This is a genomic window from Streptomyces sp. NPDC001902 (assembly GCF_042891295.1).
Lineage (GTDB): Bacteria > Actinomycetota > Actinomycetes > Streptomycetales > Streptomycetaceae > Actinacidiphila.
In genome coordinates, this window is the sequence record NZ_JBIATA010000005.1 from 332,009 (window position 1) to 356,967 (window position 24,959).

Annotated in this window: 28 protein-coding genes; 16 read left to right on the forward strand and 12 right to left on the reverse strand. The window is 72.5% G+C overall.

What is annotated here, in order from left to right; genetic code table 11:
• Positions 1 to 219 precede the first annotated feature (219 nt).
• From ACFYYN_RS12400 to ACFYYN_RS12410, 3 genes are all read left to right on the forward strand, one after another.
• A complete protein-coding gene (locus ACFYYN_RS12400) occupies positions 220 to 1,818 on the forward strand; it encodes an ABC-F family ATP-binding cassette domain-containing protein (protein WP_499511146.1) in 1,599 nt (532 codons plus the stop codon).
• 377 nt (positions 1,819 to 2,195) lie between these two features.
• Complete coding sequence (locus ACFYYN_RS12405; RefSeq protein WP_018560612.1) at positions 2,196 to 2,417, forward strand: helix-turn-helix domain-containing protein; 222 nt, start codon at positions 2,196 to 2,198, stop codon at positions 2,415 to 2,417.
• A gap of 119 nt (positions 2,418 to 2,536) precedes the next feature.
• Complete coding sequence (locus ACFYYN_RS12410) at positions 2,537 to 3,328, forward strand: enoyl-CoA hydratase/isomerase family protein (protein ID WP_500545690.1); 792 nt, start codon at positions 2,537 to 2,539, stop codon at positions 3,326 to 3,328.
• Positions 3,329 to 3,423: 95 nt separating this feature from the next.
• Here ACFYYN_RS12410 and ACFYYN_RS12415 read toward each other — a convergent pair whose 3' ends face one another.
• The gene (locus tag ACFYYN_RS12415) at positions 3,424 to 4,137 is read right to left on the reverse strand and encodes a hypothetical protein (RefSeq protein WP_500545691.1); all 714 of its coding nucleotides are present in this window, start codon (positions 4,135 to 4,137) and stop codon (positions 3,424 to 3,426) included.
• Positions 4,138 to 4,294: 157 nt separating this feature from the next.
• Between ACFYYN_RS12415 and ACFYYN_RS12420 the strand changes: the two genes are divergently transcribed.
• Genes ACFYYN_RS12420 through ACFYYN_RS12440 form a run of 5 tightly spaced genes read left to right on the forward strand, consistent with a single transcriptional unit; the run spans position 4,295 to position 6,573 of the window.
• Positions 4,295 to 4,789 (forward strand): Asp23/Gls24 family envelope stress response protein, encoded by a 495-nt coding sequence (locus tag ACFYYN_RS12420; protein ID WP_500327347.1) that lies wholly within the window; start codon positions 4,295 to 4,297, stop codon positions 4,787 to 4,789.
• A gap of 31 nt (positions 4,790 to 4,820) precedes the next feature.
• The gene (locus tag ACFYYN_RS12425; RefSeq protein WP_018560608.1) at positions 4,821 to 5,003 is read left to right on the forward strand and encodes a hypothetical protein; all 183 of its coding nucleotides are present in this window, start codon (positions 4,821 to 4,823) and stop codon (positions 5,001 to 5,003) included.
• Between the two features lie 8 nt (positions 5,004 to 5,011).
• Positions 5,012 to 5,404: an Asp23/Gls24 family envelope stress response protein gene (locus tag ACFYYN_RS12430; protein ID WP_500545692.1), complete on the forward strand. Its 393-nt coding sequence runs from the start codon at positions 5,012 to 5,014 to the stop codon at positions 5,402 to 5,404.
• Complete coding sequence (locus ACFYYN_RS12435; protein WP_500545693.1) at positions 5,401 to 5,997, forward strand: DUF6286 domain-containing protein; 597 nt, start codon at positions 5,401 to 5,403, stop codon at positions 5,995 to 5,997. Before ACFYYN_RS12430 ends, ACFYYN_RS12435 begins: the two co-directional genes overlap by 4 nt.
• Before the next feature lie 6 nt (positions 5,998 to 6,003).
• Positions 6,004 to 6,573: an alkaline shock response membrane anchor protein AmaP gene (locus ACFYYN_RS12440; protein WP_500545694.1), complete on the forward strand. Its 570-nt coding sequence runs from the start codon at positions 6,004 to 6,006 to the stop codon at positions 6,571 to 6,573.
• A 39-nt stretch (positions 6,574 to 6,612) separates the two neighbouring features.
• On the opposite strand, the gene ACFYYN_RS12445 is transcribed toward ACFYYN_RS12440, so the two are convergent.
• The 5 genes from ACFYYN_RS12445 to ACFYYN_RS12465 form a co-directional block, all read right to left on the reverse strand.
• On the reverse strand, positions 6,613 to 7,374 hold the full coding sequence (locus tag ACFYYN_RS12445) for an SDR family oxidoreductase (RefSeq protein ID WP_500327353.1): 762 nt from the start codon (positions 7,372 to 7,374) through the stop codon (positions 6,613 to 6,615).
• 4 nt (positions 7,375 to 7,378) lie between these two features.
• Positions 7,379 to 9,172 carry a glycoside hydrolase family 15 protein gene (locus tag ACFYYN_RS12450; RefSeq protein ID WP_500545695.1) on the reverse strand — a complete coding sequence of 598 codons (1,794 nt, stop codon included), beginning with the start codon at positions 9,170 to 9,172 and terminating at the stop codon, positions 7,379 to 7,381.
• A 58-nt stretch (positions 9,173 to 9,230) separates the two neighbouring features.
• A complete protein-coding gene (locus tag ACFYYN_RS12455; protein ID WP_500545697.1) occupies positions 9,231 to 10,058 on the reverse strand; it encodes an SURF1 family cytochrome oxidase biogenesis protein in 828 nt (275 codons plus the stop codon).
• An 86-nt stretch (positions 10,059 to 10,144) separates the two neighbouring features.
• Positions 10,145 to 10,399, reverse strand: coding sequence for a metallothionein (locus tag ACFYYN_RS12460; RefSeq protein ID WP_431963558.1), 255 nt, complete (start codon positions 10,397 to 10,399; stop codon positions 10,145 to 10,147).
• A gap of 80 nt (positions 10,400 to 10,479) precedes the next feature.
• A complete protein-coding gene (locus ACFYYN_RS12465) occupies positions 10,480 to 11,466 on the reverse strand; it encodes a DEDDh family exonuclease (RefSeq protein WP_500545698.1) in 987 nt (328 codons plus the stop codon).
• 269 nt (positions 11,467 to 11,735) lie between these two features.
• Between ACFYYN_RS12465 and ACFYYN_RS12470 the strand changes: the two genes are divergently transcribed.
• The 3 genes from ACFYYN_RS12470 to ACFYYN_RS12480 are packed head-to-tail and all read left to right on the forward strand — an operon-like array spanning position 11,736 to position 14,292.
• On the forward strand, positions 11,736 to 12,584 hold the full coding sequence (locus ACFYYN_RS12470) for a sterol desaturase family protein (RefSeq protein ID WP_500327362.1): 849 nt from the start codon (positions 11,736 to 11,738) through the stop codon (positions 12,582 to 12,584).
• Positions 12,581 to 13,264, forward strand: coding sequence for a lysoplasmalogenase (locus ACFYYN_RS12475; RefSeq protein ID WP_500545699.1), 684 nt, complete (start codon positions 12,581 to 12,583; stop codon positions 13,262 to 13,264). Before ACFYYN_RS12470 ends, ACFYYN_RS12475 begins: the two co-directional genes overlap by 4 nt.
• On the forward strand, positions 13,249 to 14,292 hold the full coding sequence (locus ACFYYN_RS12480; protein ID WP_500545700.1) for a zinc-dependent alcohol dehydrogenase family protein: 1,044 nt from the start codon (positions 13,249 to 13,251) through the stop codon (positions 14,290 to 14,292). Before ACFYYN_RS12475 ends, ACFYYN_RS12480 begins: the two co-directional genes overlap by 16 nt.
• 85 nt (positions 14,293 to 14,377) lie before the next feature.
• Here the strand turns inward: ACFYYN_RS12480 and ACFYYN_RS12485 are convergent, their stop codons facing one another.
• Positions 14,378 to 15,910, reverse strand: a complete 1,533-nt coding sequence (locus ACFYYN_RS12485; RefSeq protein WP_499511131.1) for a S8 family peptidase — start codon at positions 15,908 to 15,910, stop codon at positions 14,378 to 14,380.
• Positions 15,911 to 16,212: 302 nt separating this feature from the next.
• Here ACFYYN_RS12485 and ACFYYN_RS12490 point away from each other — a divergent pair, with 302 nt between their 5' ends.
• The 3 genes from ACFYYN_RS12490 (at position 16,213) to moaA (ending at position 19,320) form a co-directional block, all read left to right on the forward strand.
• Positions 16,213 to 16,602, forward strand: coding sequence for a DUF485 domain-containing protein (locus ACFYYN_RS12490; protein ID WP_499511130.1), 390 nt, complete (start codon positions 16,213 to 16,215; stop codon positions 16,600 to 16,602).
• Positions 16,599 to 18,236, forward strand: coding sequence for a monocarboxylic acid transporter (locus ACFYYN_RS12495; RefSeq protein WP_499511129.1), 1,638 nt, complete (start codon positions 16,599 to 16,601; stop codon positions 18,234 to 18,236). Before ACFYYN_RS12490 ends, ACFYYN_RS12495 begins: the two co-directional genes overlap by 4 nt.
• A 94-nt stretch (positions 18,237 to 18,330) precedes the next feature.
• Positions 18,331 to 19,320, forward strand: a complete 990-nt coding sequence (moaA, locus tag ACFYYN_RS12500) for a GTP 3',8-cyclase MoaA (protein WP_500327366.1) — start codon at positions 18,331 to 18,333, stop codon at positions 19,318 to 19,320.
• Here the strand turns inward: moaA and ACFYYN_RS12505 are convergent.
• Both ACFYYN_RS12505 and ACFYYN_RS12510 read right to left on the reverse strand, forming a co-directional pair.
• Entirely contained in the window at positions 19,303 to 19,527 is a 225-nt protein-coding gene (locus ACFYYN_RS12505) for a hypothetical protein (protein ID WP_499511127.1), read from the reverse strand. The genes moaA and ACFYYN_RS12505 overlap by 18 nt on opposite strands.
• A gap of 201 nt (positions 19,528 to 19,728) precedes the next feature.
• Entirely contained in the window at positions 19,729 to 20,091 is a 363-nt protein-coding gene (locus tag ACFYYN_RS12510; RefSeq protein ID WP_500327368.1) for a DUF3099 domain-containing protein, read from the reverse strand.
• 178 nt (positions 20,092 to 20,269) lie between these two features.
• On the opposite strand from ACFYYN_RS12510, the gene ACFYYN_RS12515 reads away from it, so the two are divergent.
• Positions 20,270 to 20,551 carry a GlsB/YeaQ/YmgE family stress response membrane protein gene (locus ACFYYN_RS12515; RefSeq protein ID WP_499511125.1) on the forward strand — a complete coding sequence of 94 codons (282 nt, stop codon included), beginning with the start codon at positions 20,270 to 20,272 and terminating at the stop codon, positions 20,549 to 20,551.
• Between the two features lie 21 nt (positions 20,552 to 20,572).
• Here the strand turns inward: ACFYYN_RS12515 and ACFYYN_RS12520 are convergent, their stop codons facing one another.
• Genes ACFYYN_RS12520 through ACFYYN_RS12530 form a run of 3 tightly spaced genes read right to left on the reverse strand, consistent with a single transcriptional unit; the run spans position 20,573 to position 24,056 of the window.
• Positions 20,573 to 21,124, reverse strand: a complete 552-nt coding sequence (locus tag ACFYYN_RS12520) for an RNA 2'-phosphotransferase (RefSeq protein WP_500545701.1) — start codon at positions 21,122 to 21,124, stop codon at positions 20,573 to 20,575.
• Positions 21,125 to 21,144: 20 nt separating this feature from the next.
• Entirely contained in the window at positions 21,145 to 22,536 is a 1,392-nt protein-coding gene (locus tag ACFYYN_RS12525) for a metallopeptidase TldD-related protein (protein ID WP_500327372.1), read from the reverse strand.
• Entirely contained in the window at positions 22,533 to 24,056 is a 1,524-nt protein-coding gene (locus ACFYYN_RS12530; protein WP_500327374.1) for a TldD/PmbA family protein, read from the reverse strand. The genes ACFYYN_RS12525 and ACFYYN_RS12530 overlap by 4 nt, the downstream gene beginning before the upstream one ends.
• Positions 24,057 to 24,250: 194 nt before the next feature.
• Here ACFYYN_RS12530 and fabG point away from each other — a divergent pair, with 194 nt between their 5' ends.
• Positions 24,251 to 24,955, forward strand: a complete 705-nt coding sequence (fabG, locus tag ACFYYN_RS12535; RefSeq protein ID WP_499511121.1) for a beta-ketoacyl-ACP reductase — start codon at positions 24,251 to 24,253, stop codon at positions 24,953 to 24,955.
• Positions 24,956 to 24,959: the final 4 nt, after the last annotated feature.

The window sequence follows — 24,959 nt, forward strand, 5'->3', positions numbered from 1 at the left end:
TCCCTCCCGGCCCGCCACGGCCCCCGTCACGGCCCCCTGGACGGTCCCCGGCCGGGCCCGCCCCGGGGCCCCGGCCGAAAACCGTTTGCCGGGGACCCGTGCCGCCCCCGGTAGACTGGAGACATGGCAGTGATCCTCACGCATTAGACGGCGTCCGACCGCGACCCACCGCGACCACATCGTCCGACTGCCGTCCGCCACGTTCTGGAGCTTCTTCCCGTGATTACTGCCACCGGCATCGAGCTGCGCGCCGGAGCCCGCGTCCTCATCGAGTCCGCCTCCTTCCGCATCGCCCGCGGCGACCGCGTCGGCCTGGTCGGCCGCAACGGCGCCGGCAAGACCACCCTCACCAAGGTGCTCGCGGGCGAGGGCCTGCCCGCCGGCGGCACCGTGACGCGTTCCGGTGAGGTCGGTTATCTGCCCCAGGATCCGCGTACCGGCGACCTCGACGTCCTGGCCCGCGACCGCATCCTGTCTGCCCGCGGGCTGGACACCGTCCTGCGCAAGATGCGCGAGAACGAGGACCGGATGGCCAACGGCAAGGGCGCCACCCGCGACAACGCGATGAAGAAGTACGCGCGCCTGGAGACCGAGTTCCTCACCAAGGGCGGCTACGCCGCCGAGGCCGAGGCCGCCACCATCGCCGCCGCCCTGGGCCTGCCCGACCGGGTCCTCGCCCAGCCGCTGCACACGCTCTCCGGTGGTCAGCGCCGCCGCGTGGAGCTGGCCCGCATCCTCTTCTCGGACGCCGACACCCTGCTGCTCGACGAGCCGACCAACCACCTCGACGCCGACTCGATCGTCTGGCTGCGGGACTTCCTCAAGACCTACCGCGGTGGGTTCATCGTCATCTCCCACGACATCAACCTGGTCGAGACGGTCGTCAACAAGGTGTTCTACCTGGACGCCAACCGGTCCCAGATCGACGTCTACAACATGGGCTGGAAGCAGTACCTGACCCAGCGCGAGGCCGACGAGAAGCGCCGCAAGCGCGAGCGCGCCAACGCCGAGAAGAAGGCCGCGACCCTCAACGCCCAGGCCGACAAGATGCGCGCCAAGGCCACCAAGACCGTCGCCGCCCAGAACATGGCCCGCCGCGCCGACAAGCTGCTGTCGGGGCTGGAGGCGGTGCGGCAGTCCGACAAGGTCGCCAAGCTGCGCTTCCCCGACCCCGCGCCGTGCGGCAAGACGCCCCTGACCGCCGAGGGCCTGTCCAAGTCGTACGGCTCGCTGGAGATCTTCACCGACGTCGACCTGGCCATCGACAAGGGCTCCCGGGTCGTCATCCTGGGCCTCAACGGCGCCGGCAAGACGACGCTGCTGCGGCTGCTGGCGGGCGTCGAGCAGCCTGACACCGGCGAGGTCGTGCCCGGGCACGGCCTCAAGCTCGGCTACTACGCCCAGGAGCACGAGACCCTCGACCCCGACCGGACCGTGCTGGAGAACATGCGCTCGTCGGCGCCCGACATGGACCTGGTCGCCGTCCGCAAGATCCTCGGCTCGTTCCTCTTCTCCGGCGACGACGTCGACAAGCCCGCCGGCGTGCTGTCCGGCGGCGAGAAGACCCGGCTGGCGCTCGCCACCCTCGTCGTCTCCAGCGCCAACGTGCTGCTGCTCGACGAGCCCACCAACAACCTCGACCCGGCCAGCCGCGAGGAGATCCTCGGCGCGCTGCGCACCTTCACGGGCGCGGTCGTCCTCGTCACCCACGACGAGGGCGCGGTGGAGGCGCTGCAGCCGGAGCGGATCATCCTCCTGCCCGACGGCGTCGAGGACCTGTGGGGCCAGGACTACGCCGACCTCGTCACGCTCGCCTGATCCTTCCGGTGCCCGCGGCCGATCATCCGTGTGGATCACTCCACTGGATCATTCGGCCGACGGGTGATCCTTCATCTGTGTGAGACCGGCTCGTACACCGGCGCGGGAACGTGCGAAATACCGGACGTAGGAATGGATCAGCCGCGTCACATGGGGAAACTCCTTACCGGCCCGGGTGACCTGCCTTTTCTCCGCCGCGCTCCGGAGTGAGTCCGGGACGGCCCGGCGGAATGCCGGATTCCACTTGCCCGGCGCCGGGTGTCCGCGTCAACGGCGCGCCAAATGTTGTCGCACGGACCTTGCCGAATGGGTGGCCAGGAAGTCTCCTAGGGGTGATCATGAGAGTCACAGAGCGCACTTCCCTAGAGGAGGCACGGGTGGCCGAGACTCTGAAGAAGGGCAGCCGGGTGACCGGCGCCGCGCGCGAGAAGCTCGCGGCAGACCTCAAGAAGAAGTACGACGGTGGAGCAAGCATCCGGGCGCTGGCCGAGGAGACCGGCCGCTCGTATGGCTTCGTCCACCGGATGCTCAGTGAGTCCGGCGTGACCCTGCGCGGTCGCGGCGGGGCGACACGGGGCAAGAAGGTTTCCACGGCCTGACACAGCCGGGCGCCCCGTGCGGCGGCTCGGAGTCGTGGCAGCACCACCCGGTCGCGGAAACGGCCGACCGGGTGGTTACTCTTCGGTAATCCAGACTGCGGATCGCCAGGAGGTGCCCGATGTCCGACCCCATTGTGTTGCTGGAACGTGACGGCGTACGACTCGTGACGGAGGATTCCGTCGCCACCGTCACGCTGTGCAACGCGGCCAAGCGCAACGCCCAGTCGCCCGCCATGTGGCGGGCGCTGGTCGAGGTCGGTCGTCTCCTCCCGGGCGGCGTACGGGTCGTCGTGCTCCGCGCGGAGGGCGTGTCCTTCTCCGCCGGGCTGGACCGTCAGGCCTTCACGCCTGAAGGGTTCGACGGCGAGCCGTCGTTCATCGACCTGGCACGCGCTCCCGAGGGCGAACTCGACGCCACGATCGCCGAGTACCAGTCGGCGTTCACCTGGTGGCGGCGGAACGACGTCGTCACCGTCGCCGCCGTGCAGGGGCACGCCATCGGAGCGGGTTTCCAGTTGGCCCTCGCCTGCGACCTGCGCGTCGTCGCCGACGACGTGCAGTTCGCCATGCGCGAGACCAGCCTGGGCCTGGTCCCCGACCTCGCCGGCACCAAGCCGCTGACCGAACTGGTCGGCTACGCCCGGGCGCTGGAGATCTGCGCCACGGGCCGCTTCGTCGGCGCCGAGGAGGCCTGTGCCAGCGGCCTGGCCAACGTCGCCGTCCCGGCCGCGGAACTGGACGCCACGGTCAAGGACCTGGTGGGCGCCCTGCTGGCCGCGCCGCGGGACGCGGTGATCGAGACCAAGGCCCTGCTCCGCGAGGCCGCCGGCCGTTCGTACGACGAGCAGCGGGTGGCCGAACGCGCCGCGCAGGGCCGCCGGCTGCGGGACCTGGCGGGCGTGGGGGAGTAACGCCCCGACCGGGCGCGCGCGGACCAGGCGCCCGGGGTCGACGGCGTCCGCGCGCCGCTCCGCGGCCGCGGTGCCGCGGGCCGGGTCCCGGTGGCTCAGCGCTCGGCGATGTCGGTGACCACGACGGTCGTGATCTCCTGCGTCACAGCCGTCACCGCCGTGGCCACCGCCCGCCCGACGTCCAGGGCACGGTGACCCGCGTCCACCGCGATCTGCACCTGTGACGGATGCCGCCGGCCGCCCAGTCGCGAGGTCAGCCCGGCCACCCCGGGCACCGCCGCCGCGACGCGGCCCGCGGTGGTGGCGGTCCGCCCGCCCTCCGGCGGGTCGTCGGCGTCCGCGGGGTGCGCCGCCGGCGGTCCGCCCTCCTCCAGCAGTCCGGTGACGGTCAGGTCGACCGCCTCCGGCTCCAGACCGACGCCCTCGGTCGCCGCCTCCCACAGCGCGTCGCGCAGCCGTCCGGCCGACTCGGGCAGCGGAAGCTCCGGGGTGGCCTCGAAGCCGGCCTCCACCCGCAGCGGCCGCCTCGGCAGCGCCCCGGACGGCGCCGACTCCGGCAGCACCGCCGCCGCGTTCCCGGGCTCCCCGTCCTGTGGTCCGTCCGGCGCGTCCCGTCCGTCAGGTCCGTCCGCCGTGCCGATGCGCAGGGTGCCCAGGCGGATCCCGGGCACCGCGTCGGCGGCCGCGCGCAGCACCCCGGCCGCCGCCCGCTCGGTGACCCACACCGTGTCCCCGGGCCCGCCGAGGGGGAGCACCCGGCCGTGCCCGAGCTGCCGGCGTACCGCACGAGCCAGCCGGTCCGCGGTCATCGGCCGTCGCCTCCCTCCACCGCGCGCGTCCGCGCGGGCCGCCATCCTGGCCCTGATCGCTGCATCCTCACGGCGCGACGGGGCATGCCCACATAGTGTGGTGCACGGAGCAGCCCGTACCGCTCCCGCCATCGGAATCCCGAAGGGAAGAGGTGCGATGACCGACACCGCGCAGCAGCCGGAGGGGCGGGGCCGGACCCTGGAGAAGGGGACCAGCCCGGCCGGCAACGCCACGTCAGGGCAGCGGCGGGCGCCCCTGGGCGATCCCGCGACGCGCGGGCGGACCACCATCGCGGACGGCGTGGTCGAGAAGATCGCCGGGCTTGCGGCGCGTGACGTGGAGGGCGTGCACGCCCTCGGTTCCGGGGTCTCCCGCGGTTTCGGTGCGGTCCGCGACCGGGTGCCCGGCGGCAAGTCCGTTACCCGGGGCGTCCGGGCCGAGGTGGGCGAGGTGCAGGCCGCCCTCGACCTCGACGTCGTCGTGGACTACGGGGTCTCGATCGTGGCGGTCGCGCACGGGGTGCGCGAGAACGTCATCGCGGCCGTTGAGCGGATGACCGGCCTCGAGGTCATCGAGGTCAACATCGCGGTGGGCGACGTCAAGCTGCCCGAGGACACGGACGACGACGACCAGGAGCAGCGGGTCCAGTGACGGGCCCCGGGCGGGAAACAGGGAGCGGACGATGAGCATGGCCGTGCTCGGCTTGATCGTCGGGATGGCGCTCGGATTCGCCGGGTACTTCGGTGGGTTCGCGGCCTTCCTGCTCGTGGCGGCGCTCGGCGCCGTCGGGTTCGTCGTCGGCCGGTTCCTCGACGGCGACCTGGAACCAGGGGAGTTCTTCCGCAGCCGTGACCGGAGGCGGTGAGCCCCCGGATGACGGCCGCGGTGCCGACGCCGGCGTCCTCCGTTCCGCCGCCCCTCGTCCCCGGCGAGCGCGGTTCGCTCCGCCTCGCCGACCGCGTGCTGGCGAAGATCGCCTCCCAGGCGGCCCGCGAGGCGCTCGCCGACGCCCCCGGCAGGGAGTACGTGCCGCGCGGGGCGCGCCCCCAGGCCGGCGTCTCCGTCCACCGCGAGCAGGTGTACGTACGGCTCTCCGTCGAACTCGGCTACCCGGTGGACATCGCCGCGGTGTGCCGCGCGGTGCGCCGTCATGTCGCGGCCCGGGTCGAGGAGTTGACCGGCGTCGGGGTCCTCGGGGTGACCGTGGAGGTCGAGCGGCTGCACTCACGGGCCAGCCACATCCTGGAGGAGGCGAGGGTCCGGTGAGCGACCTCGGCCCGGCACCCCTGCCGCCGACCGGACGGCCGCCGTACGGCTCCCGCCCGCGGCGCTTCTGGTCCCCGCGCCGCCTCCCGGCCGCGATCACCGCCGCCCTCCTGGCCGCCGCGGCCGGGCTGCTGCTGTACGACGTCGCCGCGGTGCGCGCCGGACGGCCCGGGATGGCCTGGCGCCGGATCCTCGCGGACGAACTGGCCACCCGCCCGCTGGACGACCCGTGGATCCTGGCCGGGGCCTGTGTGGCGGTCCTGCTCGGCCTGTGGCTGCTCGTCCTCGCCGTCACCCCGGGGCTGCGCGACGTGCTCGCCATGCGCGCCGGAACGGCGCCCGTACGGGCCGGACTCGACCGCCACGCCGCCGAACTCACCCTGCGCGACCGCGCGGTGGAGGTCTCCGGGGTGCGCTCTGCGCGCGTCACGGTGACCCGCCGTACCGCCACCGTGCGCGCCGTGATCGCCTTCCGGGAGACGGAGGCGGTCCGCGCCGATCTGGCGTCCTCCCTGGCCGACGCCATGGAACAGCTGGGCCTGGCCCGGCCGCTGGGCCTCGCGCTGCACGTCCGCCGCATGGAAGAGGGGTGAGGCGCGGTGCGCGCCACCGTCAATCGTGTCGTCCTCGCCCTCGTCGGGCTGGCCCTGGTGCTCGCCGGCGCCGTCGTGCTGTGCTCCGCGACGGGCCTGCTGCGCCGCCCGTACAACGGGCGGGACGACGTGCTGCTCAGCGGGGGCGACCGGAGCCGCTACGAGGACTCCTCGTGGTGGTGGCCCGTCGTGATCGGCGTGCTGGCGCTGCTCGTGCTGGGCGCCCTGTGGTGGCTGCTCGCCCAGGTGCGCGACCGCAGGCTGCGCCGGCTGGCGGTGGACGCCGACGACGAGGGTGTGGCCCTGCTGCGCGGCCGCGCATTGGAGGAGATCATCGCCGCCGACGCCGAGCAGCTCCACGGCGTCGACCATGCCACCACCGCGCTCATGGGCACGCCCACCGCGCCCCGCGCCCGGCTGCAGCTCGCGCTGTCCCCGCACGCCGTCCCCGGCGACGTCCTCGCCGGGCTCGACTCCGCCGTCCTGGACCGCGCCCGCGTCAGCGCCGGCCTCCCCCGGCTCCCCGCCGAGGCGCGCCTGCGCGCCGTCAGCCACCGGGCCGCCCGCGTCAGCTGACCGCGCCGGTGCGCGACGGACGGGGCGGCGGACGCGCCGCTAGAAGCCGCCGCGCGCCCCGCCGTCCACCGGGAGCATGACCCCCGTCAGGTAGGACGCCGCGGGCGACAGCAGGAAGGCGGCGGTTCGTCCGAACTCCTGCGGGGTGCCGTAGCGGCGCAGCGGGATGCGCTCGCTGAGCCGGGCGCGGGCGGCGTCCGCGTCCCCGGTGAGGGCGTCGAGCTCGCGGACGCGGTCGGTGTCGATCCGGGCGGGCAGCAGCCCCACCACGCGGATGCCGCGCGGTCCCAGTTCGTTGGCCAGGCTCTTGGCGTAGCCGGCCAGGCCCGGCCGCAGGCCGTTGGAGACCACGAGCCCGGGGATCGGCTCGTGCACCGAGCCCGAGAGCACGAAGCCGATGACGCCGCCCTCGCCGAGCTCGTCGGCGGCCGCCCGGGACAGCCGTACGGCACCGAGGAAGACGGACTCGAACGCGTCCCGCCACTGGTCGTCGCCGATGACGTCGGCGCCGCCCGCCGGCGGCCCGCCGACGCTGATGAGGAAGCCGTCGAGCCTGCCGAACGCCCGGCGGGCGGCGGCGACCAGCCGCTCCGGCGCCTGGGGCCCGGCGTTGTCCGCGACGACGCCGGTCGCCCGCTCCGCGCCGCCGAGCGCCGCCACGGCGGCGGCCACCGACTCCTCGTGCCGGCCGCTGACGACCACCCGCGCGCCGTCGGCCACCAGTTCCCGCGCGGCGGCGAAGCCCAGCCCGCGGGTCCCGCCCGTGACGACGTACACCCTGTCCTTCAGCCCGAGGTCCATGGCGTCATCGTGCCCCATCGCGGCCGGAGAGGGTGAGCGCGGTGTTGACCAGGCCGATGTGGCTGAACGCCTGCGGGAAGTTGCCCAGCTGGCGCCGGTCGACCGGGTCCCATTCCTCCGCCAGCAGGCCGACGTCGTTGCGCAGGCCCAGCAGCCGCTCGAACAGCTCGCGCGCCTCGTCGGTGCGGCCGATCCGGTGCAGCGCGTCGGCGAGCCAGAACGAGCAGGCCAGGAAGGCACCTTCGCCGCCGGGCAGCCCGTCCACGCTGCTGTCCTCCAGGGTGTAGCGGCGTACGAAGCCGCCGTGGTCCAGCTCGCGGCGTACCGCCTCCACCGTGCCGACCACCCGGCTGTCGCTGACGGGGAGGAAGCCCACCTGCGGGATCAGCAGGGTCGCCGCGTCCAGTTCCTTGGAGCCGTAGTACTGCGTGAAGGTGTTGCGCTCGCGGTCGAAGCCCTTGCGGCACACCTCCCGGTGCACCTCGCTGCGCATCGCCCGCCAGGAGTTCGCGTCGCCGGAAAGGTGCGGCTGCCCCTCCAGGGTGCGCACCGCCCGGTCGGCGGCCGCCCAGGCCATCACCTTGGAGTGCACGAAGTGCCGCCGGTCGCCGCGCACCTCCCACAGGCCCTCGTCGGGTTCGTGCCACTTGGACTCCAGGAAGTCCATCAGCGTGCGCTGCACCGCCCAGGCGTGGGGCTCGTCGCGCAGCCCGAAGCTGCGGGCGAGGAAGAGCGAGTCCAGGACCTCGCCGTAGACGTCGAGCTGGAGCTGCTTGGCGGCGGCGTTCCCGGTCCGCACCGGCAGGGACGCCTCGTACCCGGCGAGCCAGTCCAGCTCCTCCTCCGGCAGCCGGCGCTCACCGGCCAGCCCGTACATGATCTGCAGGTCGGCGGGGTCGCCGGCGACGGCGCGCAGCAGCCAGTCGCGCCAGTGGTAGGCCTCCTTGAGGTAGCCGGTCTCCACCAGCACGTTCAAGGTGAGCGTCGCGTCGCGCAGCCAGCAGAAGCGGTAGTCCCAGTTCCGCACCCCGCGGATCTCCTCGGGCAGCGAGGAGGTCGCCGCCGCGACGATGCCGCCGCTGGGCGCGTACGTGAGCGCCTTGAGGGTGATCAGCGAGCGCAGCACCGCGTCCCGCCAGGGACCGTCGTAGCGGCACTTGGCCGACCAGGACTCCCAGTCCGCGCAACTCTGCTCCAGTGCCCGGATGGGGTCGATCAGGCGCGGCCGGCTCTCGTGGGAGGGGTGCCAGGTCAGGACGAAGGCGATCCGCTCGCCCTCGGCGACGGTGAAGTCGGCGTGGGTGGCGAAGCCCCGGCCGTACATGGGCACCTGCGGCTCGGCGCGCAGCCACACCGAGTCCGGCCCGGCGATCGCGACGCGGTGGCCGTCGGTGCGGCGCATCCAGGGGACGACCCGCCCGTAGTCGAAGCGCAGCCGCAGCTCGCTGCTCATGGCGACGTGTCCGCGCACGCCCTCGACGATGCGCATGACGTCCGGTGCGCGATCGCGCTGCGGCATGAAGTCGATCACCTTGGCGGTGCCGTCGCGGGTCTCCCACACGCTTTCCAGCACCAGGGTGCCCGCGCGGTACGAGCGGCGGGTGCACGGCTCCTCGTCCCAGGCGGAGGACGGGGCGATCCGCCAGGTGCCGTTGTCCTCGTCGCCCAGCAGCGCGGCGAAGCAGGCGCCGGAGTCGAAGCGGGGCAGGCACAGCCAGTCGATGGAGCCGCTCCTGGAGACCAGCGCGACGGTCTGCAGGTCACCGATGACCGCGTAGTCCTCGATCAGTGCCGCCACGGTCGGCCTCCGTCTCTCCCTCTACGAGGGTCCCCGCTCTACGAGGGTGCCCCCGGCACTAGGGCGACGCGACCGCAGCGGCGGCCGGCTCGGCCGTGGTGCTCTCCTGCGCCGTCGCGTCGCGGGCGGCGAGCCGCTCCCGCCGCTCGCGGCGGACGAGGATGACCCAGCCGACCGGCACCATGGCGGTGAACAGCCACCACTGGATCGCATACCCCATGTGCATGCCGATGCTGCCGTGGTCGGGATCCGGGATCAGCTCGGGCTGCCGCCCGGAGGGCTTGGGGGAGGTCGCCACCAGCTCGATGTAGCCGCCGACCGGCCGCTCCGCCGCGGGCAGGTCCTTGGCCACCATCCCGCTGTTGATCAGCATGATCATGCGGTCGGGCAGCCCGCCCTTGTTCCTGATGCCGGTCGCCGCGGTGGTCTCGTCCGGGCGCAGCCGGCCGGTGACGGTGATCTCGCCGGACGGTGCCGCGGGGACCTTGGGGAACGTGGTCAGGTCGGTGCCGGCGGGGATCCAGCCCCGGTTGACCAGCACCGACCGGCCGTCGGCCAGGACCAGCGGGGTGATCACGTGGTAGCCGATGCTGTCCCCGTCGGCGGCGGTGCGCTGGCGGGCGACGACCTCGTGGGCGGTGTCGTAGTGCCCGGTCGCGGTGACCGTGCGGTAGATCTGCCGCCTCGGCACGGCTGTGCCGGGGGCGGTCAGGGACTCCACCGGGACGGGCTCCGCCTCGAGGTTGTCCGCGATCAGGTGGTTGCTGGCCACCCGGCGCTCGTGCCGGTGCAACTGCCAGAAGCCCAGCTCGACCATGGCGGGCATCAGGAGCAGTGCGATGAGGGTGAGGATCACCCACTGCCGGGACAACAGGAAGCGGTACACCCCATGACCGTACAACTCGGTCGCGGGGCGCCTTCCGGAGGGGTCGGACGGTGCCCGGGCGCGGCCACCGGGATCAGCCGCCGGGATCAGCCGCCGCCGGGCAGCGAGCCGACCCGGTCGACGATGCCGCTGCGGCCCTCCGCCTTGGAGCAGTGGCCGCCGCAGTACCAGTGGCCGTCGACCTCGACCCCGTGGCCGACGATCCGTACCCGGCAGTGCTCGCAGATGGGCGCCATCCGGTGGATCGCGCACTCGAAGCTGTCGAAGACGTGCACGGCCCCCTGGGCGTGCACTTCGAAGCTCATCACGTAGTCGTTTCCGCATACTTCGCATCGGGCCATGAGGCCCAGGGTGCGGGCCGGGCCCTGGCGCGGCAATCGGTGACCGGGTGCGTCGCGGGCGCACCACTCGAACGGAGGCGTCAGCCGTGCACGTCCGGCGCGGGGGCGACGTCCCGCAGCAACTCGGCGAAGCGGCGCTCGTCGACGACCGGGGTGCCGAGCTGCCGGGCCCGTACGGCCTTCGTGGTGAGCGAGTCGGGGTCGTTGGTCACCAGGAGGCTGGTCAGCCGGCTCACGGAGGACGACACGTGCAGACCCGCCTCGGTGGCGCGGTCCTCCAGCAGTTCGCGGTCGATGCCCGTGTCGCCCGAAAAGGCGACCCGCATCCCCTGGACCAGCGGTCCGCCGGACTCCAGCCGCCCCGGGTTGGGATAGGGGCAGGCCGGCCGCTTCCGCGAGGTCCGCCAGTTCATCGGCCGGTACGTGCTGCGGTAGCCCGCGGAGACCGACTGCCGGGGGACGGCCGTGTCGATCCACTCCGTCAGGGGGCGGCAGGCGTGCAGCGGCAACTGCAGTCCGCCCGCCGCGGCCTGCCGCAGGCTGGGGCGGAACACCTCCGCCAGCACGCGCGCGTCGTCCAGGGCGTGGTGGGCGCGCTGCTGGACGACGCCGAAGTGCGCGGCCAGGGACTCCAGCTTGTGGTTGGTCAGCGGCAGCCCCAGCGCCTTGGAGAGCACGATGGTGCACAGCCGGTGCTCCACCGGCGCCACGGTGCCCGCCCGCGCGAACTCCCGGGCGAGCATGGACCAGTCGAAGACCGCGTTGTGCGCGACGAACACCCGGCCCGACAGCCGGTCCGCCAGCTCGGCGGCGACCTCGCCGAAGAGCGGGGCGTCGGCCAGCATGGCCGAGGTGAGGCCGTGGATCCACACCGGGCCCGGGTCACGCTGCGGGTTGACGGGGGTGTACCAGTGGTCCTCCACCTCGCCGCGCGCGTCCAGCCGGTAGACGGCCGCGGACACTATCCGGTCGTCGCGGCCGAGGCCGGTGGTCTCGACGTCCACGACGGCGTATCCGTCGGGGTAGGCCTCTGGCCACGACGGGTGCGGAAGCTGGGGCGCGTGCATGGAGGAACACAATACGGGCGGCCACCGACAGTGCCCGCCGCCACCCGTCCCTGGCGCACCGTCGGATCCCGCCGGGGACGGGTCGGCCGCGGCGGCGCGCGGGGCCCGCCGCGCGCGGCCTCCGTGGGTCAACCATCAATCGCGCGGACCCGGTTGGGCCGTCGCCCCTCCGAGGCGGCCGACCCGGCGTGATCCCGCGGGTACCCCCGGGTAGAACCGATCGGTAACGACCTCTAGCCCGGGCCGCCGCACGCCCTTAAGGTGCGCGCATGCCGCAACTGCCCGATGCCGTGATGTGGTCCATACCCGCGTTCGTGCTGCTCACCGTCCTGGAGCTGATCAGCTACCGGATCCATCCGGACGAGGACGCCGCCGGCTACGCCGCCAAGGACACCGCGACGAGCCTGTCGATGGGACTCGGCAGCCTGTTCTTCGACTTCCTCTGGAAGATCCCGATCGTCGCGGTCTACACCGCTGTGTACGCGTTCACCCCGTTGCGGGTGCCCGTGGTGTGGTGGACGATCCCGCTGATGCTGCTCGCGCAGGACTTCCTCTACTACTGGCAGCACCGCGGCCACCACGTGGTCCGCATCCTGTGGGCGTCCCACGTGGTGCACCACTCCAGCCGGAAGTTCAACCTCTCCACCGCGCTGCGCCAGCCCTGGACCGGCATGACGTCGTGGGTGTTCTACCTGCCGATGATCGTCTGCGGGGTGCACCCGGCGGCACTGGCCTTCTGCTCCTCGCTCAACCTCGTCTACCAGTTCTGGATCCACACCGAGCGCGTCGACAAGCTCCCCCGCCCGGTGGAGTTCGTCCTCAACACGCCCTCGCACCACCGCGTGCACCACGCCTCGCAGGGCGGCTACCTGGACCGCAACTTCGGCGGCATCCTGATCGTCTGGGACCGGCTGTTCGGTTCCTTCGCGGCGGAGGTGCAGCGCCCGGTCTTCGGACTCACCAAGAACATCACCACGTTCAACCCGTTGCGCGTGGCCACCCACGAGTACGCCGCGATCGCCCGGGACGTGGCCGCCGCCCGCACCTGGCGGGACCGAGCGGGCCACGTCCTGCGCGGTCCCGGCTGGCGGCCGCGAGGCGAGGAGCCGGCGGCGTGACCCGGGAGCGCGCCGCCCGCGCGGCACTGGCCGTCTTCGCGGTGGTGGCCGCGGTCCACCTGGCCGCCCAGCTCGCGGGGTCGGTGACGGCCGACCACCTCACCAAGCCCGTCCTGGTGCCGCTGCTCGCGGTCTGCGCGGCACTGCGGGGCGGCCCCCGGCTGCTGGTCGCCGCGCTGCTGTGCGGCTGGGCCGGGGACGTGCTGCTGCAGCTCGACGGGGACACGTCCTTCCTCGCCGGGATGGGCGCCTTCGCGGCCGGGCACGTCTGTTACCTCACACTTTTCGCCGCCCGCGGAGCGTTCTCCGACCGGCGGCGCGCCGCCGCGACGGCGGCCGGCTACACGGTCGTGTGGGTCGCCGCGCTCGTCGTGGTGTGGCCGGGCCTGCCCTCCGGGCTGCGGATCCCGGTCGCCGCGTACAGCCTGCTGCTGACGGCGATGGCGGCCGGTGCGGCCGCGCTCGGCCCGCGGGCGACGGCGGTGGGCGGGGCGCTGTTCCTGGTCTCCGACACCCTGCTCGCGACCCGGCTCGCCGACCTCCCGCAGCTCCCGGCGGCCGACTTCTGGATCATGCTCACCTATCTCGGGGCGCAGTCCCTGCTCGCCACCGGCCGGTACGGTGGTACGACCCCATTCGTACGACCAGCGAGGACGACCTCCGTATGCGCGCCACCGTGATCCACGCCCCCCAGGACATACGCGTGGAGGAGGTGCCGGACCCGGCGGTCCGGCAGCCCACCGACGCGGTGGTGCGCGTGGTGCTGGCCTGCATCTGCGGCAGCGACCTGTGGGCGTACCGCGGCGAGTCGGCCCGGCAGCCGGGACAGCGCATCGGGCACGAGTTCCTCGGCGTCGTGGAGGAGACCGGCTCCGAGGTGTCCGGGCTCACGCCGGGCGACCTGGTCGTCTCGCCCTTCGTGTGGTCCGACGGCACGTGCGCCTACTGCGCGGAGGGCCTGACGACCTCCTGCCCGGCCGGCGGCTTCTGGGGCCAGGTCGGCTCCGACGGCGGCCAGGGCGAGGCCGTGCGCGTGCCGTTCGCGGACGCCACCCTCGTACGGCTGCCCGCCGAGGCGCTCTCCGACGACCGCCTGCTGGCCGCTCTGCTCACCCTCTCCGACGTGCTGGGCACCGGCCACCACGCCGCCGTCGGCGCCGGTGTGCGGCCCGGCGCCACGGTCGCGGTCGTCGGGGACGGCGCGGTCGGCCTGTGCGGTGTGCTGGCCGCCCGGCGGCTTGGCGCGGAGCGGATCATCGCGCTCGGCCGGCACGAGGCCCGTACCGAGATCGCCCGCACCTTTGGCGCCACCGACGTCGTCGCCGAGCGCGGCGAGGCCGCCGTCGCGGCGGTCCGCGAACTGACCGGCGGCCACGGCGCCCACGCGGTCATCGAGGCCGTCGGCACCGAGCAGTCGATGCGCACCGCCGTCGCCATCACCCGCGACGGCGGCGCCGTCGGCTACGTCGGCGTCCCGCACGGCAGCGGCACCGGCCTCGACCTGAGCGACATGTTCGACCGCAACGTCTCCCTGCGCGGCGGCGTCGCCCCGGTCCGCACCTACATCCCCGAACTGCTCCCGGACGTCCTCGACGGCACCATCGACCCGTCCCCGGTCTTCGACCTCACCGTCGGCCTGGACGGCGTCCCCGACGGCTACAAGGCGATGGACGGGCGCACCGCGCTGAAGGTCCTCGTCAAGGCCTGACCCCGGGTCCGGGCGGCGGAACGCCCGGACAGCGGAACGCCCGGCGGGGATCCCGCCGGGCGTTCCTCGTCTCACGCGGGGCGCGTCACTTCGTGACGGCGTCCAGGGCGTCGACGACGCCGTGGCCGTAGAAGCTGGTCACGTGCCGGCCGGCGGTGCAGGTGGCGTCCTGCACGCCGTTGCCGTCCGGGTCGTACAGACCCGTCGGGCAACCCGGGTCGTCGGCCTGGGCCTTGAGCATCCACTGCAGCTGCTCCGGGGAGGCGTGCGGGTGGCGGCTCTTGATGAGCGCGGCGACGGCGGCCACGTGCGGGCTGGCCATCGAAGTGCCCTGCAGGTAGCCGTAGGTGTTGCCGGGCAGGGTGGACAGGATCCGCCCGTTGGCCGAGGGGGTGGCGGGGATCTGGTAGCGGTCGCCGCCGGGGCCCGCGACGTCGACGACGCCGAGACCGTAGCTGGAGTAGTACGACTTCAGCTTCTGCACGCCGGTCGCGGAGACGGTGACGACGCCCGGCAGCTGGGTCGGGATGTCCCAGCAGACGTGCGGGTCGATGGTCCGGGTGACCGGGGTCGTGTCGTCGGGGCTCGTCGCGTCGACGATCGCGTCCGAGTCGAGGTCGTGGTTGGAGTTGCCCGCGGAGGCGACGTTCAGCACGCCCTTCTTGTGGGAGTACTGCGCGGCCCGGTTGACGGCGTCGACGATGGCCCGCTGGTCGGGGTCGCCGAAGCAGTTGTAGAGCCACGGGTCGATGTAGTAGCTGTTGTTGGTGATCTCGACGCCGTGGTCGGCGGCGAAGACGAAGGCGCAGACCACGCTCTCCGGGAAGAACAGCTGCGTGACGGGGTCGGCCACCTTGATGGAGGCGACCTTCACGCCCGGGGCCACACCGGCCACGCCGATCCCGTTGCGCGCCGCGGCGATCTCACCCGCGACGTGCGTGCCGTGGTAGGCGTCCGGGGTGTACGGGCGCCAGGCGCCGGGGCTGGTGTCGGCCTTGCCGCCCACGCAGTTGGCGGACTGCGAGGCGGAGAAGTTGGCGGTGAGGTCCGGGTGCGTGTCGTCGACGCCGGTGTCGATGACGGCGACGGTGACCTTGCGGCTGCCCGGGTTGATCCGGGCGGCCTTGTCGGCCCTGATGGCCGGCAGGTCCCACTGGTCCGGCTCCATCGGCTCCTGCGCGGCGGTGGCCGCGGACTTCGCCCGGGCGGCGTCGGCGGCCGTGATCTCCTGCACCGCGCCCAGCTCCGTCGTCGACGCCGTGGACAGCGCGGCCGTCCGGGTCGCCCCGGCGGTCTGCACACCGCGGACCTTGCGCATCTCGGAGGCGAACGCGGGGTTCGCCGAGTGGACGACGATCACGCCGATCCGGTCGTAGGTGGTGACGACGTCACCACCGCTGCGGGACACGGCCCGCTCCACGGACTTGATGGTTCCCCGGTCGGTCTTGGTGTTGACCACGTACGACAGCGTCGGGCCGTCGTACGCGGCACTGCCGCCGCCCGAGGCGGATCCGGCGGTGGCGGCCGAGGCGGCGTTCGGCAGGAAGGCGAGAGCACTCGCCACCGCGACACCGATCGGTATCGCGAAGGCGCGGCGCCGTCTTGGCAGTGGAGCCATGGGATCTCCAATCGTCCAAACGCCCGTCCTGGCGGCCGTGTTGCCCTTGGACGGGTACATGACGCTGGAAGCTATCGCCGCCGTCGGCGCGCTATCAATGGATTGGTAAAGAAAGCTCAAGTTCCGGTTGCCGAGGAACAACCAGTTTTCAACTACCGCCCCCTGTCGGCGGCCGTGGTCGCGCATCTACCATGCGCGGGTCCGATCTTTACGTGACGTAACTCACGTCGGCGCCCCCGTGCGCCCACGCGGGTCGCGTCGCCTGTTCGTGCCCTCTCAAGCTCCGCCCCACAGGAGGCATCGTGGACCCCGCACGACCGTCGGCAAGCTCCGGTCCGCCGTCTGCCGACTCGTACGCCGAGGTGCAGGCGAGCGCGGAGTTCGCCCAACTGCGCCGCTCATACCGCTCGTTCGCGTTCCCGCTCACGGTCGCGTTCATCACCTGGTACCTGCTCTACGTCCTGCTGTCGAACTACGCCGGCGGCTTCATGGACACCAAGGTCGTGGGCCACATCAACGTGGCCCTCGTCTTCGGGCTCGCGCAGTTCGCCACCACCTTCGGGATCGCCGTGTGGTACTCCCGGCACGCGAACGCCAAGCTCGACGCCCGCGCGGACGCCATCAAGGCGAGCCTGGAAGGCCCTGGCCCCCAGGGCACCGACGACACCGAGAGCACGGAGGCCACCGCATGACCGCGCTGCACACCACGGGAGTCCAGGTGGTCGCGGTCGGCGCGAGCGAACACCGACCGCTCATCATCACCCTGTTCTCGGTCTTCGTCGTCGCGACGCTCGGCATCACCGTCTGGGCCGGCCGCCAGACCAAGGACGCCACCGACTTCTACGCCGGCGGCCGTTCCTTCAGCGGCTTCCAGAACGGCCTGGCGATCTCCGGCGACTACATGTCGGCCGCGTCCTTCCTGGGCATCGCGGGTTCGATCGCCCTCGTCGGCTACGACGGCTTCCTCTACTCGATCGGCTTCCTCGTCGCCTGGCTGGTGGCGCTGCTGCTGGTCGCCGAACCCCTGCGCAACTCCGGCCGGTTCACCATGGCCGACGCCCTCGCCTTCCGGCTGCGGCAGCGCCCGGTGCGCACGGCCGCGGGCATCTCGACCATCGTTGTCAGCATCTTCTACCTGCTGGCCCAGATGGTCGGCGCGGGCGCCCTGGTGGCCCTGCTGCTCGGCATCACCGGTGAGGGACCGCGCCGCCTGATCGTCATCCTCGTCGGCGTCGTCATGGTGCTGTACGTGACCATCGGCGGCATGAAGGGCACCACCTGGGTGCAGATGGTCAAGGCGGTGCTGCTGATCGGCGGGACCCTGCTGATCACGTTCCTGGTCTTCGCCAAGTTCCACTGGAACCTGTCGTCGCTGCTCGGCGCCGCCGCGGAGAAGAGCGGCAAGGGCGCGGCCTTCCTGGAGCCGGGCCTGAAGTACGGCGTCACGGCCACCTCGAAGATCGACTTCATCTCGCTGGGCCTGGCCCTCGTGCTCGGCACCGCGGGCCTGCCGCACATCCTGATCCGCTTCTACACCGTGCCCACCGCCCGGGCCGCCCGTACCTCGGTGAACTGGGCGATCGGCATCATCGGCTGCTTCTACCTGATGACGATCGCGCTGGGCTTCGGGGCCGCCGCCCTGCTCACCCCGGAGACGATCACCACCTCCAACGCGGCCGGCAACACCGCGGCCCCGCTGCTCGCCCAGGAGATCGGCGGCGGCGCGGACTCCACGGGCGGCGCGATCCTGCTCGCCGTGATCTCCGCGGTCGCCTTCGCCACGATCCTGGCCGTGGTCGCGGGCCTCACCCTCGCCTCCTCGTCGTCCTTCGCGCACGACCTGTACGCCAACGTCATCCGCAAGGGCACGGCGAGCGAGAAGGAGGAGGTCGCGGCGGCGAAGATCGCGGCGGTCGCCATCGGGGCCGTGGCGATCCTGCTCGGCATCTTCGCGGGCAAGCTCAACATCGCCTTCCTGGTCGCCCTGGCCTTCGCCGTCGCGGCGTCCGCGAACCTGCCGACGCTCCTGTACAGCCTGTTCTGGAAGCGCTTCAACACCACCGGGGCGCTGTGGAGCATCTACGGCGGTCTGATCACCTCCGTGGTCCTGGTGGTCTTCTCGCCCGTGGTCTCGGGCAAGGAGACCGCGATGTTCCCCGGCGTGGACTTCCACTGGTTCCCGCTGGAGAACCCCGGGATCGTCTCCATCCCCGTCGGTTTCCTGCTCGGTGTGGTGGGCACGCTCCTGTCCAAGCCGGAAGAGGACGCCGACCGCAAGTACGCGGAGCTGGAGGTCCGCTCCCTCACCGGAGCCGGAGCGCATTAAACAGACTGTTGAACGTCGGTGCCGTCCCGTAGGCTGCGAAGTAACGGGACGGCACTGCCGTCCCATCGACCGGACCCTCAAAGGGAGGCGCGCCGTGCTGATCGACACCTACGGCCGGATCGCGACCGACCTGAGGGTCTCGCTGACCGACCGGTGCAATCTGCGGTGCACCTACTGCATGCCCGAGGAGGGCCTGCAGTGGCTCGGCAAGCCCGAACTGCTCACCGACGACGAGATCGTCCGGCTGGTGCGGATCGCCGTCACCACGCTCGGCGTCAAGGACGTCCGCTTCACCGGCGGCGAGCCCCTGCTCCGCCCCGGTCTGGTCGGGATCGTCGAGCGCTGCGCGGAGCTGGAGCCCCGCCCCAAGCTCTCCCTGACCACCAACGGCATAGGCCTCGCCCGTACCGCGCAGGCGCTGAGGGGGGCCGGTCTGGACCGGGTGAACGTCTCCCTGGACACCCTCCGTCCCGACGTCTTCCAGACCCTCACCCGCCGCAAGCGGCACGACGACGTCGTCCGCGGCCTGGAGGCCGCCCACGCCGCGGGACTGACCCCGGTCAAGGTCAACACCGTGCTGATGCGCGGCATCAACGACGACGAGGCCCCCGAGCTGCTGGCCTGGGCCCTGGAGCGCGACTACGAGCTGCGCTTCATCGAGCAGATGCCGCTCGACGCCCAGCACGGCTGGCAGCGCAGCGACATGGTCACCGCCCAGGAGATCCTGGAGAGCCTGCGGACCCGCTTCACGCTGACCGCCGAGCCCGACGCGGCCCGCGGCCACGCCCCCGCCGAGCGCTGGCTGGTGGACGGCGGGCCCGCCCGGGTCGGTGTGATCGCCTCCGTCACCCGGCCCTTCTGCAGGGCCTGCGACCGCACCCGGCTCACGGCCGACGGTCAGGTGCGCAACTGCCTTTTCGCGCGCGAGGAGACCGACCTGCGCGCGGCGCTCCGCTCCGGTGGCTCCGACGAGGAGGTCGCCGAGCTCTGGCGGACCGCGATGTGGGGCAAGAAGGCCGGCTCCGGCCTGGACGACCCCACGTTCCTGCAGCCCGAGCGGCCCATGTCAGCCATCGGCGGCTGAGCTCGACTCCCACTCCTCGAAGGGCACGACGTCCTTCAGGAAGCCGCGGACGCCCAGGAACGACGAGAGGTGCTCGCGGTGCTCCTCGCACGCCAGCCAGGTCTTGCGGCGCTCGGGCGTGTGGATCTTCGGGTTGTTCCAGGCGAGCACCCACACGGCGGGGGCGCGGCAACCCTTGGCGGAGCAGATCGGGGATTCGTCGTTCACGAACCCCATCCAAACATGGCGACGCCGGGCAGCCACGGGGGGAGCCGCCCGGCGTCGGTCCGTCGCTCCGACGGGGGATGCGGAGCGCGTACGCAGTATGTCACGCGGAAAGGCCCGCAGTGCAGTGGATCCCCATGATTGATCTGAGGTTTTCTTGAGCTTCGGAGCGGCCCCTGAGCAGCCCCGGAGCGGTGGAATGGTTCAGACCTGACCGGAGGGGGAGCGTCCGTCCTCTTCCGGGGTCCGCTCCGCCGGCAGCAGCGGTTCGCCGGGGCCGAGCGCCGGCCGTACGGGCGGCGCGATCCGGGCCGACGGCAGTCCGGGGGCGTTCTCCCGGCCCGCGTTGGCGATGACGACCGCGATGTACGGCAGCACCAGGCCGAGGACCAGCGCGATCCAGGCCAGCGGCGTCGAGACGTGCCACAGGACGACCGCCAGGATGAAGGACAGGGTGCGGACCGACATCGAGATGATGTAGCGCCGCTGCCTTCCGCGGACGTCGTCGGTGAGCCCTGCCGCGGTCCCGGTGATCCGGAAGACCTCGGTACCGCTCCGCTTCCGCATCACGTTCCACCACCTGCTCGAAACGCCGGAAGCCACCCGGTTCCGGCACTGTCCACGGTACGCCGTGGGTTTGCCGCAGAGGAGACCGGGGAGGCCGTCTGCGTGTGACAGCGCCCGCCGTACGGCGTATGGCCGCCTTCGGCATGCGGCGTACCCGGGCCACGCCGAGACTGGCCGCATGAACTGGTTCTGGGCGATCATCGTCGGCATCGTGCTCGGGTTCCTGGCGAAGCTGCTCCTGCCGGGGAGGCAGGACATCCCCTGGTGGCTCACCATCATCTGCGGCATCCTCGGCGCCTTCCTGGGCAACGCGGTCGCCGGATGGATCGGCGTCCGGCACACCGGTGGCATCGACTGGATCCGTCACGTGCTCCAGATCCTCGGCGCGATCCTCGTCGTCGCCGTGATCACCCCGCTGTGGGCCTCGATCCGCGGCAGGCGGCGGCGGACGGCCACCTGACCGGGGCGCCCGGCTCAGGGCTCACGGGACGTGCGGCCGCAGATGCGTCGGGGGCACCAGGTCGGTGAGCCACACGCCGTTGGCGCTCACCCGGAACTCGTGGCCCGCGGCCGCCAGTCCGGCCGCGTCCACCGCCAGCACCACCGGACGGCCGTGCCGCGCACCGACGCGCACGGCCGTCTCCACGTCCGCGGACAGGTGGACGTCCTGCCGGGACATCGGCTTGAGCCCCTCGCGCAGCACGGTCGGCAGGGTGGTGCTGGCCGTGCCGTGGAAGAGGACGGCCGGCGGCTCCGCCGGCGACAGCCCGAGGTCGACCTCCACCGAGTGCCCCTGACTGGCCCGGATCCGCCGCCCGTCCTCCGAGAACGCGTACCGCTTCTTGTTGTTGGTGGCCACGACGTGGTCGAGGTCGGTGCGCGAGAAACGCCGGCCCGCCCGGCCGGACGCGGCGATCAGCTCGTCCACGTCCACCCAGCCGGCCTCGTCCAGGGTGATCCCGATCGAGGCCGGGTCGTGCCGCAGCACCCGCGCCAGGAACTTCGAGACCTTGACCGTCCGCTTCTCGTCCATCGCCCCACCCATCGTCCTGGTCAGACCCCCTGGCTGACCGAGCTCATGTTGAAGTCCGGGACCCGCATCGCCGGGAACGCGGCCCGGGTGAACCAGTCGCTCCACTCGCGCGGCAGCGTCCGCTCGGTCCGGCCCACCTCGGTGGCCCGGCCCAGCAGGTCCACCGGCGACTCGTTGAACCGGAAGTTGTTGACCACACCGGTCACCTCGCCGCCCTCCACCAGGTAGACCCCGTCCCGGGTCAGCCCGGTCAGCAGCAAGGTGGCCGGATCCACCTCGCGGATGTACCACAGGCAGGTCAGCAGCAGGCCGCGCTCGGTGTCCGCCACCATCTCCTCCAGCGACCGCTTGCCGCCGCCGTCCAGGATCAGGTTGCCCCCGGACGGCGTGAACGGCAGCCCGGTCAGACCGGCGCTGTGCCGCGTGGTGGACAGGCGGTTGAGCACGCCCTCGCGCACCCAGTCGGTCGCCTCGACGGGCAGCCCGTTGTCGAAGACCGACGCGGCGTCACCCGAGGCGTGCGCGATGACGAACGGCGCCGACTCCAGGCCCGGTTCGGCCGGGTCGCTGCGCAGCGTCAGCGGCAGTTCCGAGAGCTTCTCGCCGACCCGGGTGCCCCCGCCCGGCCGGCTGAAGACCGTACGGCCCTCCGCGGCGTCCCGGGCCGCCGCGCTCCACTGCTGGTAGATCACCAGGTCCGCCACGGCGGAGGGCGGCAGCAGCGTCTCGTACCGCCCGGCGGGCAGGTCGATCCGGCGCTCGGCCCAGGCCAGGCGCTGCGCCAGGTCGGCGTCGAGGGCCGCCGGGTCGACGTCGGTGAAGTCGCGGGTGCCGGCCCCGGCCCACGCCGAGCGCGACATGTCCTGCGACTTGGCGTTGAGCTCCAGGGTCCCGCTGGGCTGGTCGTGCCGGAGCCGCAGCCCCGAGGACGTGCCCAGGTAGGTGGAGGTGACGTAGTGGTAGGCGAACCCGTACAGCCGCCGGCCGCCGGCCCGGGCCGCGGCGAAGGACTCGCCGAGGGCGGGCGCGAAGGCGGCGAACACCTCGGAGGAGGTCTCGGCCGGCGGCTCGGTGAAGGAGGCGCTCGCCGGCACCCCCTCGACCAGCGGCTGGGCGTCCTCGGCGGGGCCGGCGGCGCGCGCGGCCGCCTCGGCCGCCCGCACCAGCGGCTCCAGTTCATCCGCGGTGACCGCGGCGCGGGACACCACGCCCGAGGCGGTGCCCTGGGAGCCGTTCACCGTCGCGATCACCGTGAGGGTGCGGCCCCGCGTCACGCCGTTGGTGGTCAGCGCGTTGCCCGCCCAGCGCAGGTTGGCCGAGGACTCCTCGTCGGCGATGACGACGCAGCCGTCCGCCCGGGACAGTTCCAGGGCGCGCTCGACGATCTCGTGGGGCTTCGAAACGGAGCTCATCGACCGGCCTCCTGCGTGGTGTTGAGGATGTTGACGCCGCGGAAGAGCGCGGAGGGGCAGCCGTGCGAGACGGCGGCGACCTGACCCGGCTGGGCCTTGCCGCAGTTGAAGGCACCGCCCAGGACGTAGGTCTGCGGCCCGCCGACGGCCTCCATGGAGCCCCAGAAGTCCGTGGTGGTGGCCTGGTAGGCGACGTCGCGCAGCTGCCCGGCCAGCCGGCCGTTCTCGATCCTGAAGAAGCGCTGGCCCGTGAACTGGAAGTTGTAGCGCTGCATGTCGATCGACCAGGAGCGGTCGCCCACGACGTAGATGCCGCGCTCGACGCCGCCGATCAGTTCCTGCGTCGACGGCCCGTCCGGCGCGGGCTGCAGCGACACGTTCGCCATCCGCTGCACCGGGACGTGGCCGGGGGAGTCCGCGTAGGCGCAGCCGTTGGAGCGCTCGAACCCGGTGAGCCGGGCGATCCTGCGGTCGAGCTGGTAGCCGACCAGGACGCCGTCCTTGACCAGGTCCCAGGACTGCCCGGCCACGCCCTCGTCGTCGTAGCCGATGGTCGCCAGGCCGTGCTCGGCGGTGCGGTCACCGGTGACGTTCATGTGCGGGGAACCGTACTGCAGCGTGCCCAGCTGGTCGAAGGTCGCGAAGGAGGTGCCCGCGTAGGCGGCCTCGTAGCCCAGCGCACGGTCCAGCTCGGTGGCGTGGCCGATCGACTCGTGGATGGTCAGCCACAGGTTCGAGGGGTCGACCACGAGGTCGTACGAGCCCGCCTCCACCGAGGGCGCCGCCATCTTCTCGGCGAGCAGCCCGGGGATCTGCGCGAGCTCCGCGTCCCAGTCCCAGCCGGTGCCGGTCAGGTACTCCCAGCCGCGGCCGGCCGGCGGCGCCAGGGTGCGCATCGAGTCGAACTCGCCGGAACCCGGGTCCACCGCGACGGCGGTCAGCTCCGGGTGCACCCGCACCCGCTGCTGGGTCGTGGTCGTCCCCGCGGTGTCCGCGTAGAACTTGTTCTCGTGGACGGTCATCAGGGAGGCGTCGACGTGCGACACGCCGTCGGCGGCCAGCAGCCGCCCGCTCCACTCGGACAGCAGACCCGTCTTGTCGGCATCGGGCACCTCGAAGGGGTCGACCTCGTACGAGGAGACCCACACCCTGTCGGAGTGGACCGGCTCGGCCGCCAGCTCCACCCGCTCGTCGGAGCCCGCCGCGGCGATCACCTTGGCCGACAGCTTCGCCATCGCGACCGCCTGCCCGGCCACGCGCGCCGCGGCGTCCATCGTCAGGTCGACCCCGGAGGCGAAGCCCCACGCCCCGCCGTGCACCACGCGCACCGCGTAGCCGACGTCCGTGGTGTCCGACGACCCGGACGCCCTGCCGTCGCGCAACCGCCACGAGGCGCTGCGCACCCGCTCGAGGCGGAAGTCCGCGTGCTCGGCACCCAGGGCGCGGGCGCGTGCCAGCGCCGCGTCCGCGAGCGCCCGCAGCGGCAGCGCCAGGAATGACTGATCGACCTCGTGGGGCACGACGGCCTCCCGTTCTGTCCAATCGTCAAGGTCTCCGCAGTGAATCATGCCGCTCCGACAATCCGCCCGCCTGCGGTTTTCTGTAGAGACTCGACAGCGACTCGCACACGCCCCTGTCGGGGGTCGATTCCCCGTACCGCGAGGTAGGCAGATAGTTTTCTGGAGTACCAGACCTCTAGGGAAAGGGTGATCCGTTGAGCCGCTCGGTTCTCGTCACCGGAGGAAACCGGGGCATCGGCCTCGCCATCGCCAGGGCGTTCGCCGACGCGGGCGACAAGGTCGCCGTCACCTACCGCTCGGGCGAGCCCCCGGAGGGGCTCTTCGCCGTCAAGTGCGACATCACCGACGGTGAGCAGGTCGAGCAGGCGTTCAAGGAGATCGAGGCCCAGCAGGGCGCGGTGGAGGTGCTGGTGGCGAACGCCGGCGTCACCCGCGACCAGCTGCTGCTGCGGATGTCCGACGACGACTTCACGTCCGTCGTGGACACCAACCTCACCGGCACCTTCCGCGTGGTCAAGGCCGCGTCGAGGAAGATGCTGCGCGCCCGCAAGGGCCGCATCGTGCTGATCTCCTCCGTGGTGGGGCTGCTCGGCTCGGCGGGCCAGGCGAACTACGCCGCGTCCAAGGCCGGCCTGGTCGGCTTCGCGCGCTCCCTCGCCCGTGAGCTGGGCTCGCGCAACATCACCGTCAACGTCGTCGCCCCCGGCTTCGTCGACACCGACATGACCCGTGTGCTCACCGACGAGCAGCGGAAGAACATCGTCAGCCAGGTCCCGCTGGCCCGCTACGCGCAGCCCGAGGAGATCGCCTCCTCGGTCCGCTTCCTCGCCTCCGACGAGGCGGCATACATCACCGGAGCCGTCATTCCCGTCGACGGCGGATTGGGTATGGGTCACTGAGCAC

Coding starts and splice junctions, on each gene's coding strand:
- ACFYYN_RS12520 (WP_500545701.1), bottom strand. CDS start 21,124: ATGGACGAGAAGCGGACGGTCAAGGTCTCGAAGTTCCTGGCGCGGGTG.
- ACFYYN_RS12445 (WP_500327353.1), bottom strand. CDS start 7,374: ATGGACCTCGGGCTGAAGGACAGGGTGTACGTCGTCACGGGCGGGACC.
- ACFYYN_RS12460 (WP_431963558.1), bottom strand. CDS start 10,399: ATGGCCCGATGCGAAGTATGCGGAAACGACTACGTGATGAGCTTCGAA.
- ACFYYN_RS12415 (WP_500545691.1), bottom strand. CDS start 4,137: ATGACCGCGGACCGGCTGGCTCGTGCGGTACGCCGGCAGCTCGGGCAC.
- ACFYYN_RS12495 (WP_499511129.1), top strand. CDS start 16,599: ATGACCGCGCTGCACACCACGGGAGTCCAGGTGGTCGCGGTCGGCGCG.
- ACFYYN_RS12525 (WP_500327372.1), bottom strand. CDS start 22,536: ATGAGCTCCGTTTCGAAGCCCCACGAGATCGTCGAGCGCGCCCTGGAA.
- ACFYYN_RS12480 (WP_500545700.1), top strand. CDS start 13,249: ATGCGCGCCACCGTGATCCACGCCCCCCAGGACATACGCGTGGAGGAG.
- ACFYYN_RS12420 (WP_500327347.1), top strand. CDS start 4,295: ATGACCGACACCGCGCAGCAGCCGGAGGGGCGGGGCCGGACCCTGGAG.
- ACFYYN_RS12430 (WP_500545692.1), top strand. CDS start 5,012: ATGACGGCCGCGGTGCCGACGCCGGCGTCCTCCGTTCCGCCGCCCCTC.
- ACFYYN_RS12410 (WP_500545690.1), top strand. CDS start 2,537: ATGTCCGACCCCATTGTGTTGCTGGAACGTGACGGCGTACGACTCGTG.
- ACFYYN_RS12515 (WP_499511125.1), top strand. CDS start 20,270: ATGAACTGGTTCTGGGCGATCATCGTCGGCATCGTGCTCGGGTTCCTG.
- ACFYYN_RS12510 (WP_500327368.1), bottom strand. CDS start 20,091: ATGCGGAAGCGGAGCGGTACCGAGGTCTTCCGGATCACCGGGACCGCG.
- ACFYYN_RS12465 (WP_500545698.1), bottom strand. CDS start 11,466: ATGCACGCGCCCCAGCTTCCGCACCCGTCGTGGCCAGAGGCCTACCCC.
- ACFYYN_RS12485 (WP_499511131.1), bottom strand. CDS start 15,910: ATGGCTCCACTGCCAAGACGGCGCCGCGCCTTCGCGATACCGATCGGT.
- ACFYYN_RS12470 (WP_500327362.1), top strand. CDS start 11,736: ATGCCGCAACTGCCCGATGCCGTGATGTGGTCCATACCCGCGTTCGTG.
- ACFYYN_RS12425 (WP_018560608.1), top strand. CDS start 4,821: ATGAGCATGGCCGTGCTCGGCTTGATCGTCGGGATGGCGCTCGGATTC.